The following is a 13,336-nucleotide window of genomic DNA, read 5'->3' on the forward strand; positions in this document are numbered from 1 at the left end:
CGTCCCCAGCCCTCCTTCGCGAGGCAGACCGGACGGTCAGTCCCCTCCGTGGGGCCGCAGCGGCTGCCCGTCGAGCCGGCGCACGAGGAAGACCTCGTCGCGGTCGTCACCCGGTCCTACCCGGATGACGCCCGGCAACCGGCCCACCTCGACATAACCGCAGCGCGCGTAGAACCTCGTCACCCCGGTGCCGCTGCGGGTGCTCAGCACGAGCTGCTCGGCCCCGGCCTCACGGGCCATCCGGTGCAGTCCTGCCATCAGGACCTGACCCAGCCCGCTGCCCTGCCTGACAGGGTCGACCATCACGCGGTGGAGCCACGGAGCATGCCGTCGCAACGGGTTCGGGCCGACGACGCACCAACCCCACCCGACGAGCTGCCCGTCGGGAGCACGCATCGCGCCGGCGAACCCGGCGCCGCTCGCCATCTCCCGCTCGTGCACGGCGAGCAGGGCAGCGACCTCTGACCTCTCCGCGCCCGGGAGGAAGCCGACCGCGCCGCCCGCGTCGTTGACGGCCTGCCAGAGGTCGAGCAGCTCCGCCCGGGTGCCCGCGTCGAGCACGTCGACGCGCGTCACGCGTGGGGCCTCGAACACGGCCGACGCCGTCTCGCCGTCCCGGTCGTCCGAGAGCACGACGCGCCCGCCCGTGCGGACCAGCCCCGCCGACTCGGCAGTCCGGACCGAGGCCGTGTTGTGGTCCTTGACCAGGGCCCGGACCGGGTCGTGGGGCTGCCACTCGGTCGCCATGGCCACCGCCGCTCGCCCGGCCTCGCGGGCGAGTCCGCGGCCCTGCGCCTCGGCGGTGAAGCGGTAGTAGAGGTTGAGGTACCCCTCCTGCTGCTTCACGCCGATCCAGCCCAGCGGCGTACCGGTCCGGAGGTCCTCGGCCACCCAGTAGCCGAACCCGCGCTCCTCCCAGTGGGCGAGGATCGCGTGGAAGAACTCGGCGTTGGTCTCGGGGGTGCCGAGGACGTGCGGCGCGTGCGTGTAGAGGCGGGGGTCGCTGTGGACCGCCGTGTGGAACGCGCGGTCACCCTCCACCGGGCGCCGCAGGCGCAGGCGTGACGTCGTCGTCTCGAAGCAGATCTCGGTCGTCTCGAAGGACATGCCGCCCACCCAACCACGAGAGCCCGACATTGCCGTCCCGGTCGCCTCGCCACGTGGCCTGACAGGATGGGGACCGATGAGCACCGACCAGGCAGCCGCCACCACCCCGTCCCTGCCTGACCTGCTCGACGGTGCCGCAGCCGGCCCCGACGAGGCGTATGACGCGTTCTCCACGTGGGCGACCCGGCGTGGGCTGCCGCTGTACCCCCACCAGGACGAGGCGCTCATCGCCCTCCTCGCCGGGGAGAACGTCGTGCTGTCGACGCCGACCGGGTCGGGCAAGTCGCTCGTGGCGACGGGTGCGCACTTCGCCGCCCTGGCCGGTGACCGGGTCAGCTTCTACACGGCACCCATCAAGGCGCTGGTGAGCGAGAAGTTCTTCGCGCTGTGCGAGGTGTTCGGCGCGTCCGAGGTCGGCATGCTGACCGGTGACGCCTCGGTGAACCCCGACGCGCCGATCATCTGCTGCACCGCTGAGATCCTCGCCAACATCGCCCTGCGCGAGGGCAAGGACGCCGACGTCGGGCTCGTGGTCATGGATGAGTTCCACTACTACGCCGAGCCGGACCGCGGCTGGGCCTGGCAGGTGCCGCTGCTCGAGCTGCCGCAGGCGCAGTTCCTGCTCATGTCGGCGACGCTCGGCGACATGACCGACCTCGCCGACGACCTGACGCGGCGCAACGGCCGGTCGACCGCGCTCGTCACCGGGACCGAGCGCCCCATCCCGCTGAGCTTCTCGTGGGCGATGACGCCGCTGCCCGAGACGATCGAAGAGCTGCTGACCACGCACCAGGCGCCGGTCTACATCGTCCACTTCACCCAGGTGTCGGCCCTCGAGCAGGCGCAGGCCCTCGTCGGGATGAAGGCGGCGCTCAAGGCGGACAAGGAGGCCATCGCCGAGCGCATCGGCGGCTTCCGGTTCACCGCGGGCTTCGGCAAGACCCTGTCGAGGCTGGTGCGGGCCGGGATCGGCGTCCACCACGCCGGGATGCTGCCGCGCTACCGCCGGCTCGTCGAGCAGCTGGCGCAGGACGGGCTGCTCAAGGTCATCTGCGGCACGGACACCCTCGGGGTCGGCATCAACGTGCCGATCCGGACCGTGCTGTTCACCGGCTTGGTCAAGTTCGACGGGTCGCGCCAACGGGTGCTCAAGGCGCGCGAGTTCCACCAGATCGCCGGGCGCGCGGGACGAGCCGGTTTCGACACCAGCGGCTCGGTCGTCGTGCAGGCGCCCGAACACGTCATCGAGAACCACAAGGCGCTGGCGAAGGCCGGTGACGACCCCAAGAAGCGCCGCAAGGTGCAGCGCCGCAAGCCCGCCGACGGTGAGGTCTCCTGGACCGACCAGACCTACGACAAGCTCGTCGCCGCCGAGCCCGAGCCCCTGGTGTCCCGCATGCGGGTCGACCACTCGATGATCCTCAACCTCGTCCAGCGACCCGGCGACCCGGTCACGGCCCTGGCCCGGCTGCTGCGCGACAACCACGAGTCGCCGCGCAACCAGGCACGTCTCGCGCGCCGCGCCATCACCCTCGGCCGCAGCCTGCTCGACACCGGTGTCCTGCACCGCATCGACCCGCCCGGTCCCGACGGGCGCACCATCGCAGTCCGCGAGGAGCTCGCGGACGACTTCGCCCTCAACCAGCCGCTCGCGCCGCTGGCCCTGGCCGCCCTGGACGTCCTCGACCCCGAGTCGCCGACCCACGCGCTCGACATCGTCTCGGTCATCGAGGCGATCCTCGACGACCCTCGCCAGATCCTCATGCAGCAGCAGTACAAGGCACGTGGTGAGGCCGTCGGCGAGATGAAGGCCGACGGGGTGGAGTACGAGGAGCGGATGCAGCTGCTCGAGGACGTGTCGTGGCCCAAGCCGCTGGCCGACCTCCTCGACGCGACGTTCGAGAGCTTCCGACAGAGCCACCCGTGGGTCTCGGAGTCGGCGCTCTCACCCAAGTCGATCGTGCGCGACATGTACGAGCGCGCCATGACCTTCACCGAGTTCGTCGCCTACTACCAGCTCGCCCGCTCCGAGGGCCTGGTCCTGCGCTACCTCACCGACGCCTACCGGACCCTTCGCCAGACCGTGCCCGAGGCGCACCGCAGCGAGGCGTTCGAGGACCTGCACGAATGGCTGGGTGAGACGGTCCGCCAGACCGACTCCTCGCTGCTCGACGAGTGGGAGGCGCTGACCGACCCGGACGCCAACGCCCGCCTCGACGAGCTCGAGCGCCTGGCCGCGCACGGCGGCACTCGTGCGAGTCGTCCGATCACGTTCAACGAGAAGGCGTTCCGTGTCATGGTGCGCAACGCGATGTTCCGTCGCGTCGAGCTCGCGTCGCGGGACCGGTTCCGCGACCTGGCTGCCCTCGAGGAGGCGGCGGCGGCGATCCCCGAGCCGCCGCGCCACGCGATCATGGACGAGGCAGCGTGGGACGAAGCGCTGGGCGCCTACTACGCCGAGCACGACACGATCGGCACCGACGGCGCCGCACGCGGACCGGCGCTGCTGCACCTCGCCCCGGCGACCGGTCCGGCCCCCGGGGAGAACGAACCCCAGGACGACCACCGGCTGTGGCTGGCTCGGCAGACCCTCGAGGACCCCGAGGGCGACCACGACTGGGTCATCGAGGCGACCGTCGACCTCGACGCCTCCGACGAAGCGGGCGAACCTGTCGTCCTGACGACCGCCTTCCGCCGCCTCTGACCCCGCCCCCTCTCCCCCCTGCGACTCCGTGTCTTTGAGGGATTCGGCAGGTCAGGAGGCGTCGGATCCCTCAAAGACCCGGGGCGCACCAGCGAAATCGGGTGGACCGCCGCACCCGTGTCGGGCAGGGTCGTGGACGTGCAGCCTGACGAGATCTGGGACCAGACCGCCGCCGACCTCTACGACAGCCCGGGCCAGGGGATGTTCTCCCCGTCGGTGCTCGGGCCGACCGTCGACCTGCTGGCCGCACTGGCCGGGGACGGCGCGGCCCTGGAGCTAGCGATCGGGACCGGGCGCGTCGCCATACCGCTCGCGGAGCGTGGCGTGCCCGTCTCGGGCATCGAGCTGTCCGAGCCGATGGTCGGCAAGCTGCACGAGAAGGTGGGCACCGAGGCCATCCCCGTCACGAACGGTGACATGGCCACGACGCAGGTGCCCGGTGAGTTCTCGTTGGTGTACCTCGTGTTCAACACCATCTCCAACCTGCTCACCCAGGACGCGCAGGTCGAGTGCTTCCGCAACGCCGCGCGCCACCTCTCCCCCGGTGGTGCGTTCGTCATCGAGCTCTGGGTGCCGCAGCTGCGCCAGCTCCCGCCCGGCGTGCCTGCGACCGTGTTCGCCAGCACGCCCGGGTACGTCGGCCTCGACGACTACGACGTCCTCGGGCAGCGGGTCACCTCCCACCACTTCCGGTACGGCCGTGGCCGCGAGGCCACCCATGCGATCAGCCCGCACCGCTACATCTGGCCGGCCGAGCTCGACCTGATGGGCCGGCTGGCGGGGTTCCAGCTCGAGGCGAGGTATGCCGACTGGGACAGGTCAGCGTTCACCGCGGACTTACGCTCGCACGTGTCGGTCTACCGGCTCACGTGACGTCCGCGGGCCGGATCACCTACTGCGCGTGAGCAGCTCGCGCAGACTCGTGGCGGGACGACCGGTCAGCTGCTCCACCGCGTCGCTCACCCGCGCGACCTCACCGCGGGCGATGGCGGTGTAGGTCGAGACCCACGCGTCGACCTGCCAGTCGGGAGCGCCGTAGGACGCGCGCGAGGCGTACGCCTCCGGGAGGGTCTCGTCGACGAAACATGTCGGCGTGCCCGTGACCTCGGTGATGATCGCGGCGGCCTCGTCCAGCGACAGGGCCTCGGGACCGGTCAGGTCGTACGTGGCGCCGATGTGGGGTCTCGGGTCGGCCAGGACTGCGGCAGCCACCGCGGCCACGTCGTCGCGGGCCACCGCTGCCACCCGACCGTCGCCAGCCGGGCCCCGGATCGCCCCGTCGGTGGCCATGAGCGGCAGGAAGTCGGCGTAGAAGCTGTCGCGAAGGAACGTGAAGTCCATCCCCGAGGCGCAAATCGCCTCCTCGGTGGCGAAGTGGTCGCGTCCCAGGGTGAAGGTGCAGTCGGCCGCCGCGCCCTGGAACGACGTGTAGACGACGTGGCGCACGCCTGCAGCCGCAGCCGCCGCCACGAAGGCCAGGTGCTGACCACGCCGGTCGACGTCCTCGGCCGCCGACACCATGAGCAGGACGTCGATGCCGGACAACGCTTCTCGCACCTCGGGGGTGTCCTCGTAGACGACCCGACGGACCTCGCGGCCACCCGGATCGTCCACGGCGTCGGGACGGCGTGCCAGCAGGACCACGTCCGCCGCGGCCGGGTCGAGGGTCGCGGCGATCCGCCCGCCGAGGGCGCCCGTCACTCCGGTCAGTCCGATCACGTCAGCCATGGTCCGACGCTACCCCCCGGACATCAGTCGAGCGGGAGGGTCATGAACACGCTGAAGTCGTCGGCGGCATACGGGCCGAAGGGACCGCACTCGACGAAGCCCCGTCGGGCGTAGAGGCGGCGGGCCGGCGCGAACTCCTGCGGTGAACCCGTCTCGAGGCTGAGCCGTGAGTAGCTGCGTGCCGAGGCCTCGGTGACCAGGTGCTCCAGGACGAGCGAGCCCACCCCACGTCCGCGGTGCTCGGCGGCGGTGCGCATCGACTTCAGCTCACCGTGCGAGGGGTCGAGCTCGCGCAGCGCGCCGCAGCCCAGCACCTCCTGGCCCTCCCACACGCTCCAGAAGCTCAGGTCCGGCGTGCGCAGGCGGTCGAGGTCGAGCGTGTGCACGCTGTCGGGAGGCGAGTAGCGCCGCATGTCCTCGACGTGGGCGGCGAGCAGCGCCGCCACCTGCGGGGTCTGCAGACCCCCCTCCCGGATCTCCATGCGGTCGGGAGGGTCAGGCGGCGAAGTCGGCGAGCTCGGACGCGAGCTCGGGGTGGACCCGGGCCTTGACGTGCGTGCCGCGCTCGGTGTGCTCGCTGGAGAGCACCTCGGCCTCCTCGTGCAGTCGGCTGACGAGGTCACCGCGGTCGTACGGCAGCAGGACCTCGACGTCGATGTCCGGTCGGGGGAGCTCGTCGGCGATGAGGGCACGCAGCTCGGCGAGACCCGCGCCGGTGCGGGCGGACACGACGATGCAGTGCTTCTCGTGGCGACGCAGGCGGTCGATCACCTCGGGGTCGGCGGCATCGGCCTTGTTGACGACGATGACCTCCTTGACGTCCGCGGCGTCCACGTCGGCCAGGACCGCGCGCACGGCGCTGATCTGGCCCTCGGGGTCGGGGTGTGAGCCGTCGACGACGTGCAGCAGCAGGTCGGCGTCGGCCACCTCCTCCAGCGTTGAGCGGAACGCCTCGACGAGCTGGGTCGGCAGCTGTCGGACGAAGCCCACCGTGTCGGCCAGGGTGTAGAGGCGGCCGTCCTCGGTCTCCGCGCGACGCACGGTCGGGTCGAGGGTGGCGAACAGCTGGTTCTCGACGAGGACACCGGCTCCAGTGAGGCGGTTGAGCAGCGATGACTTCCCGGCGTTGGTGTAGCCGGCGATCGCGACGCTCGACACCTCGTGCGCCTTGCGGCTCACGCGGCGGGTGTCGCGGCTGGTCTTCATCTCCTTGATGTCGCGGCGCAGCTTGGCCATCCGCGTGTTGATCCGGCGACGGTCGAGCTCGATCTTCGTCTCACCCGGACCACGCGAACCCATGCCCTGGCCACCGGCCGCCTGGCCACCGGCCTGGCGGGACATCGACTCACCCCAGCCACGAAGGCGCGGGAGGAGGTACTGCAGCTGCGCCAGCTCGACCTGCGCCTTGCCCTCCTTGGACTTCGCGTGCTGGGCGAAGATGTCGAGGATCAGGGCGGTGCGGTCGATGACCTTGACCTTGACGACGTCCTCCAACGCACGACGCTGGGACGGCGTCAGCTCGGTGTCGCAGATGACGGTGTCGGCACCCTCGGCGATGACGATGTCGCGCAGCTCGATGGCCTTGCCGGAGCCGAGGTAGGTCCCGGTGTCGGGCTTGGCGCGGCGCTGGACGAGACCGGCGAGCACGGTCGAGCCCGCCGTCTCGGCGAGGGCGGCCAGCTCCCGCAGCGAGTTGTCGGCGTCCTCGGCGGACCCTTCGGTCCAGACCGCGGCGAGCACCACGCGCTCGAGGCGCAGCTGGCGGTACTCGACCTCGGTGACGTCCTCGAGCTCGGTGGACAGCCCGGCCACGCGGCGCAGGGCTGCGCGGTCCTCACGGTCGTACTGGTCGCCGTCGTAGCCGTGCTCCTCGCCGTGGACGACGGTGTCGTCCTCGTCGGCGAGCGCAGTGGCACGGAAGTCAAAGATGTCAGAGCGTGGTGTCATATCTCCCTTAGGTTCTCACTGATTGAACGGAAGCGGCGACCCGTTTATGTCCTCGTCCCCGCCGTGGCCCTAGCGTTGCCTCCGATGAGCGACCACGACCACTACTTCACCGCCGACCCGGCGAGCGCGGCGCAGCAGCGATCCCTGTCCGTGCAGCTGGCCGGGCGTGACGTCACCGTCCGCAGCGCGGCGGGCATCTTCAGCCCCGACGGCATCGACAAGGGCACCGCCGTGCTCCTGCGCGAGGTGCCGGAGCCGCCCACCAGCGGCGCCCTGCTCGACCTCGGCTGCGGCTGGGGGCCGATCACGCTCACCCTCGCGCTGCGGTCCCCGGAGGCGACGGTGTACGGCGTGGACGTCAACGAGCGTGCCCTGGACCTGCTGCGCACGACGGCCGCCTCCCTCGACCTGACGACGGTGCACGCGTGCCGGCCCGAGGACGTCCCCCCGGACGTGGAGTTCGCCGCGATCTGGTCCAACCCCCCGATCCGGGTGGGCAAGGCGGTCCTGCACGACCTGTTGCTCACCTGGCTCCCGCGCCTCGCCGTCGGCGGCGCGGCATACCTCGTCGTGCAGAAGAACCTCGGCTCGGACTCGCTCCAGAAGTGGTTGGCCGGGCAGCTCCCCGCGGATGCGTATGCCGTCAGGCGCTTCGCCCTCGACAAGGGCTTCCGCGTCCTCGAGGTCCGGCGCCTCGCCTGAGCACCGCGGACCGGGTCGGGCCATGCGGCGGTCAGGCTGGGCAGTGAGGCGGGATGGTCACGCAGGAGGGTCACGCCTGCGACCGGGAGGCCGTGCGCAGCAGTCCCCACGCCGGGACGAGCCCCACCACGGCGAGCGCCAGGAACGGTCCCACGAGGGCCAGCGACACGACCGGCGAGCTGGGGTCGGCGTGGACACCGAAGGTCTGGTCCACGGCCACGCTCAACGCCTCGATCACCCACATGACCAGGAGCGGTCCCACGACCATGGCGCCGCGCACCTGGCGACGACGGAGCCAGAGTGCTGCCACCGCAGCCAGGGGCAGCCAGATCGCGAGGTCCTGGACGTAGATGGCGTTCGTCTGCACGCCGGTGCCCTCGAGCATCGGCGTGGGGTACGGGCGCAGCGACGGGACGATCGCCGTGAGCCACACCAGCGCGTTCAACGCGGCGACGACCCAGACGTACACGGCGATGGCGCGCACCGGGGCTCGGGCGGCCATGCGCTCGGCGGTCCGCCACACGGGACGGACCGCACCGAGGTAGCCGAGCGACCACAGCGCGCTCCCCAGCAGCGCCTCGTAGACGAGGAAGGCGCCGTTGAAGGGGGTGAGGAACAGCAGGAGGACGGCGTTGTAGACGACGTAGAGCAGGGCGCCGGCCGCGACGAGCGCAGCGGCCCCGGATCCGCGTGAGGCCTTGAGCAGGGCCACGAGCAGCACCGGGACGGCCACGGCGACCAGGACGAGGCTCGTGCCGCGCGCCGAGCCCTGCATCGCCTCCGGCCCGTGGAGCAGGCCGGGGTCGACGAAGGTCCAGGTCCCGGCGACGACAGCTGTCGCTGCGGTGGCCAGGGACAACCGCGCCGCCGCCCGGAACGTGCGATCCGACGCCAACGGGTCGTGGGCTGTCCGGTCGTGGGCGGCGGGCGTTGCGTCGGTGATGGGCGCGGCCTCGACTCGCGGCGGCGTTCTGCGGGCTGCGGGAGTCGGGCTGGTCACGTTCTCCACGCTAGGCGCGCGGCCTCGCTCCCAGCAGGGCCCAAGGTCATGCGGCCGTGTCATGCGGCCGTGTCATGCCGGACGAGAGCGCCCCGGCCTGCCTCTCCCAGACGCCGCCGCCCCCGGGCCTGTCCCTCCTAGACCAGCGTGGTCGTTCCGTCCGCGACCAGCAGCGCCGGACCTGCCAGCTCGACCTGCTGGTCGGGCAGCATGCGCACCTGGAGCCGACCACCGGGCACGTCGACCGTCCAGGAGTCGCCACGGTTGCCGGCCCAGAACCGGGTGGCGAGGGCTGCGGCCGCGGCCCCGGTGCCGCACGACCGGGTCTCCCCCACGCCGCGCTCGCGCACCCGCATCCGGATGTGACCGGCCCCCATGGGGCGGACGAGCTCGATGTTGGTGCCGTGCTCCGGCTCGGGGTTGACCAGCGGGCTGCGGTGCAGGTCCAGCATGTCCAGGTCGACGGCCTCGGGCAGTGCCACCACGGTGTGTGGGTTGCCGAGATCCAGGCTGAGGGCGGACAGCGGCTCGTGGCCGTCGATGTGGACGAGCGCGTCGAACCCCTCGGCCTCGGCGATGCGCGGCTGGGCGAGCCGCCACGGGCCGAGGTTGACCGCGATGAGGTCGGGTCGCTCGAACCGCACCGTCTTGACCCCTGCGCGGGTCGCGATCGCGAACTCGTCTGCCGTCTCCAGCCCTTCACGCCGCAGGTAGGCCGCGAAGACGCGCGTGCCGTTGCCGCACATCTCCGCGACGCTGCCGTCGGCGTTGCGGTAGTCCATGAACCACCGGGCCGAGCTCGCCTGCGCCAGCACCTCGGGTTCGCCTGCGGCAGCGGTCGGCACGATGCGGATCACGCCGTCACCCCCGATCCCAGCGCGGCGGTCCGCGAGCCGGGCGGCCTGCTCCGCGCTGAGCGGGCGGACCCCCTCGAGGTCGGGCACCAGGACGAAGTCGTTCTCGGTCCCGTGGCCCTTGGTGAAGGGGGTCTGGTCAGCCATGTCCGCCATTGTCCCTGATGGCCGCTCGCACCGTGGTCAAGGCCCGCGCGGTGAGGTCGCCGGCATCGGCGCTCCCGGCGTCAAGCCACTGGATCCGGTGGTCGGGACCGAACCACGACTCCTGCCGTCGGGCGAACCGCCGGGTGAGCGCCACCGTCTCCTCCCGGGCCGCGGCCCCGTCAAGCCGGCCGTCCAGCTCGGCCAGGGCCTGGGCGTAGCCCAGGGCGCGCGAAGCGGTCCGACCGCGTCGCAGACCGCGCTCGTCGAGGGCGCGGACCTCGTCCAGCAGCCCCTGTTCCCACATGCGGTCCACCCGGGCGACGATGCGCGCATCCAGCTCGGGGCGCGCCACCCGAAGTCCCACCACCACGGTCGGCTGGACGAACTCTCGCCGCGGCATCGACGCCGAGAACGGACGCCCGGTGAGCTCCACGACCTCGAGCGCACGCACCACGCGGCGCACGTTGTTGGGCTCGATCCGTGCCATCGCGACCGGGTCCAGCTCGCGCAAACGCGCCGCCATGGCTGCAGCGCCGACCTCGGCGGCCTCCGCCTCGAGGCGGGTGCGCAGACCGAGGTCGGTCGGCGGGATCTCCAGCACGTCCAGCGCCGCCCGCACGTAGAGTCCCGACCCGCCGACGACCACAGGGTGGTGGCCGCGGGCCTGGATCGCGTCGAGGTCGGAACGCGACGCGGACTGGTACGCCGCGACCGACGCCTCGTCGGTCACCTCGAGCACATCGAGCTGGTGGTGGGGTATGCCGCGTCGTTCCGACGGCGCCAGCTTGGCCGTGCCGATGTCCATCCCTCGGTAGAGCTGGCTGGCGTCGGCGTTGACCACCTCACCACCCAGGGCCTGCGCGAGGTCGAGGCCGAGGTCGGACTTGCCGGTCGCCGTGGGACCGACGACGGCGACGACCAGGGGTTTCGTCACCGCCGGGCACTCACAGGTCGTGGTCGTCCGGGCTGTCGTGACCGAAGGGGTCGGGGTCGACGCCAGGCATCCAGCTGCTGCCCTGCTTGCCCCAGCCGGCCTTCTTGACGGCCTTGCGCGCCTTCTTGCCCCACTTGTCGCCCAGCCGGTCGACGTAGAGGAAGCCGTTGAGGTGGTCGTACTCGTGCTGCATGCACCGGGCGAACCACCCGGTGGCCTCGAAGGAGATCTCGTTGCCGTGCGCGTCGAACCCCGTGACCGTGGCGGACTCGCCCCGCTTGAGGGGGAAGCTCTCGCCCGGCACCGACAAGCAGCCCTCGACCTCTTCGTGAGGGTCAGGGTCCTCCTGGGCCGGCTTGCTCGAGCTGACGTACGGGTTGACGATGACGCCGCGCGCGGGGACGTCGTCGTCGTTGTCCATCTGCCACGTGAACACGCGCAGCCCGACGCCGATCTGGGGTGCGGCGAGCCCGACGCCGTGGGCGGCGTCCATGGTCTCGAACATGTCGGCGACGAGCTCGGCGAGCTCGGCGTCGAACACCTCGACGGGCATGGCTCGACGGTGGAGCACGGGCTCGCCCAGGATCACGATGGGCCGGATCGTCATGCGGTGGAGTCTTCCAGATCGTCAGGGGGTGGGTCAGCCGCAGGCCGGGGCCGGGCTCGAGGCGGGTCGACCGACCCCGGGCATGCCGAGGGAGACGGCAGGCTTGCCGGGGACCGGCGAGTCCTGCAGGGCGGCCCAGGCATCGCCGCCGGCGGTCCGCCTGACGGAGTAGACCCCACCCTCCAGGGCGGCGTCGGCGACCAGGTGGTGCGGCGCGCCATACGTGACACCGACGGTGGCCAGGTCACCGGGACGGGGACGTTCGGCGCCCTCGGGCACGGTGAAGTGGACGAGGCGGTTGTCACGGGCGCGCCCGGACAGCCGGTGGGTCTCGGTGTCCTTGCGCCCCTCGCCCGTGGCGACGAGCACCTCGACCTCACGGCCCTCGAGCGCACGGTTCTCGGCCCAGGAGACCTCCTCCTGCACGGCGAGCAGGCGCATGTAGCGCTCCTGCACGACGGCCTTGGGGAGCTGGTCGGGCATGGTCGCGGCCGGGGTGCCGGGACGGATGGAGTACTGGAAGGTGAACGCGCTGGAGAACCGGGACTCGCGCACGACCCGCAGGGTCTCTTCGAAGTCTGCGTCGGTCTCGCCGGGGAAGCCGACGATGATGTCGGTGGTGATCGCGGCGTCCGGGATCTGCTCGCGCACCTTGTCCAGGATGCCGAGGAACTTGGCGCTGCGGTAGGAGCGGCGCATCTCCTTGAGCACGCGGTCGGACCCGGACTGCAGCGGCATGTGCAGGCTCGGCATGACGTTCGGCGTCTGCGCCATCGCGGCAATGACGTCGTCGGTGAACGCGGCCGGGTGCGGGCTGGTGAACCGCACCCGCTCGAGGCCCTCGATCTCGCCGCAGGCGCGCAGCAGCTTGCCGAACGCGAGCCGGTCGCCGAACTCCACGCCGTACGTGTTGACGTTCTGACCGAGCAGCGTCACCTCGACGACGCCTTGCTCGACCAGCGCCTTGACCTCGGCCAGGACGTCGCCGGGACGGCGGTCGGCCTCCTTGCCGCGCAGGCTGGGGACGATGCAGAACGTGCAGGTGTTGTTGCAGCCGACCGAGATCGAGACCCACCCGGCGTACGCTGAGTCGCGGCGCGTCGGCAGCGTCGACGGGAAGACCTCGAGGCTCTCGAGGATCTCGACCTGGGCCTCACGGTTGTGCCGGGCCCGGTCGAGCAGTGCGGGCAGGCTGCCGATGTTGTGGGTGCCGAAGACGACGTCGACCCACGGGGCGCGCGCGACGATGGTGTCGCGGTCCTTCTGCGCCATGCAGCCACCGACGGCGATCTGCATGTCGGGGTTCGCGGTCTTCGCCGGGCGCAGCTGGCCGAGGTTGCCGTACAGCTTGTTGTCGGCGTTCTCGCGGACCGCACAGGTGTTGAAGACCACGACGTCGGCGGTGCCCGGGCGGTCGTCCGGCGGCACGCTGTTGACGTCGACGTACCCCGCCGTCTCGAGCAGGCCGGCGAGGCGCTCGGAGTCGTGCACGTTCATCTGGCACCCGTGGGTGCGCACGTCGTAGGTCTTGTGCGTCGTCTGTGTGGTCATCGCATCGACAAGGGTACGTGCTGAACGCAACCGGTATGCCGCGGGTCGCCGTGGG

Annotated in this window: 12 protein-coding genes; 3 read left to right on the top strand and 9 right to left on the bottom strand. The window is 71.6% G+C overall.

The window, feature by feature from the left end:
- Positions 1–36: 36 nt before the first annotated feature.
- The gene (locus tag ABEG17_RS00790; RefSeq protein WP_406831348.1) at positions 37–1,107 is read right to left on the bottom strand and encodes a GNAT family N-acetyltransferase; all 1,071 of its coding nucleotides are present in this window, start codon (positions 1,105–1,107) and stop codon (positions 37–39) included.
- A gap of 76 nt (positions 1,108–1,183) precedes the next feature.
- On the opposite strand from ABEG17_RS00790, the gene ABEG17_RS00795 reads away from it, so the two are divergent.
- Both ABEG17_RS00795 and ABEG17_RS00800 read left to right on the top strand, forming a co-directional pair.
- Positions 1,184–3,811 carry a DEAD/DEAH box helicase gene (locus ABEG17_RS00795; protein WP_406831349.1) on the top strand — a complete coding sequence of 876 codons (2,628 nt, stop codon included), beginning with the start codon at positions 1,184–1,186 and terminating at the stop codon, positions 3,809–3,811.
- Positions 3,812–3,949: 138 nt separating this feature from the next.
- Positions 3,950–4,684 carry a methyltransferase domain-containing protein gene (locus ABEG17_RS00800; protein ID WP_406831350.1) on the top strand — a complete coding sequence of 245 codons (735 nt, stop codon included), beginning with the start codon at positions 3,950–3,952 and terminating at the stop codon, positions 4,682–4,684.
- 15 nt (positions 4,685–4,699) lie between these two features.
- On the opposite strand, the gene ABEG17_RS00805 is transcribed toward ABEG17_RS00800, so the two are convergent.
- Genes ABEG17_RS00805 through hflX form a run of 3 tightly spaced genes read right to left on the bottom strand, consistent with a single transcriptional unit; the run spans position 4,700 to position 7,486 of the window.
- Positions 4,700–5,539 carry an SDR family oxidoreductase gene (locus ABEG17_RS00805; RefSeq protein WP_406831351.1) on the bottom strand — a complete coding sequence of 280 codons (840 nt, stop codon included), beginning with the start codon at positions 5,537–5,539 and terminating at the stop codon, positions 4,700–4,702.
- A 23-nt stretch (positions 5,540–5,562) separates the two neighbouring features.
- Positions 5,563–6,021, bottom strand: coding sequence for a GNAT family N-acetyltransferase (locus tag ABEG17_RS00810; protein ID WP_406831352.1), 459 nt, complete (start codon positions 6,019–6,021; stop codon positions 5,563–5,565).
- A 13-nt stretch (positions 6,022–6,034) separates the two neighbouring features.
- Positions 6,035–7,486, bottom strand: a complete 1,452-nt coding sequence (hflX, locus tag ABEG17_RS00815; protein ID WP_406831353.1) for a GTPase HflX — start codon at positions 7,484–7,486, stop codon at positions 6,035–6,037.
- An 84-nt stretch (positions 7,487–7,570) separates the two neighbouring features.
- On the opposite strand from hflX, the gene ABEG17_RS00820 reads away from it, so the two are divergent.
- Positions 7,571–8,188, top strand: coding sequence for a class I SAM-dependent methyltransferase (locus ABEG17_RS00820; protein ID WP_406831354.1), 618 nt, complete (start codon positions 7,571–7,573; stop codon positions 8,186–8,188).
- A 70-nt stretch (positions 8,189–8,258) separates the two neighbouring features.
- Here the strand turns inward: ABEG17_RS00820 and ABEG17_RS00825 are convergent, their stop codons facing one another.
- The 5 genes from ABEG17_RS00825 to miaB all read right to left on the bottom strand — a co-directional run bounded on the left by ABEG17_RS00825 (position 8,259) and on the right by miaB (position 13,281).
- The gene (locus ABEG17_RS00825; RefSeq protein WP_406831355.1) at positions 8,259–9,188 is read right to left on the bottom strand and encodes a hypothetical protein; all 930 of its coding nucleotides are present in this window, start codon (positions 9,186–9,188) and stop codon (positions 8,259–8,261) included.
- A gap of 137 nt (positions 9,189–9,325) precedes the next feature.
- On the bottom strand, positions 9,326–10,189 hold the full coding sequence (gene dapF, locus ABEG17_RS00830) for a diaminopimelate epimerase (RefSeq protein ID WP_406831356.1): 864 nt from the start codon (positions 10,187–10,189) through the stop codon (positions 9,326–9,328).
- A complete protein-coding gene (miaA, locus tag ABEG17_RS00835) occupies positions 10,182–11,123 on the bottom strand; it encodes a tRNA (adenosine(37)-N6)-dimethylallyltransferase MiaA (protein ID WP_406831357.1) in 942 nt (313 codons plus the stop codon). The genes dapF and miaA overlap by 8 nt, the downstream gene beginning before the upstream one ends.
- A gap of 10 nt (positions 11,124–11,133) precedes the next feature.
- Entirely contained in the window at positions 11,134–11,730 is a 597-nt protein-coding gene (def, locus tag ABEG17_RS00840; protein WP_406831358.1) for a peptide deformylase, read from the bottom strand.
- A gap of 33 nt (positions 11,731–11,763) precedes the next feature.
- Positions 11,764–13,281, bottom strand: a complete 1,518-nt coding sequence (miaB, locus tag ABEG17_RS00845; RefSeq protein ID WP_406831359.1) for a tRNA (N6-isopentenyl adenosine(37)-C2)-methylthiotransferase MiaB — start codon at positions 13,279–13,281, stop codon at positions 11,764–11,766.
- Positions 13,282–13,336 lie beyond the last annotated feature (55 nt).

The organism is Pedococcus sp. KACC 23699, from assembly GCF_045348425.1.
Taxonomy (GTDB): Bacteria; Actinomycetota; Actinomycetes; order Actinomycetales; family Dermatophilaceae; genus Pedococcus.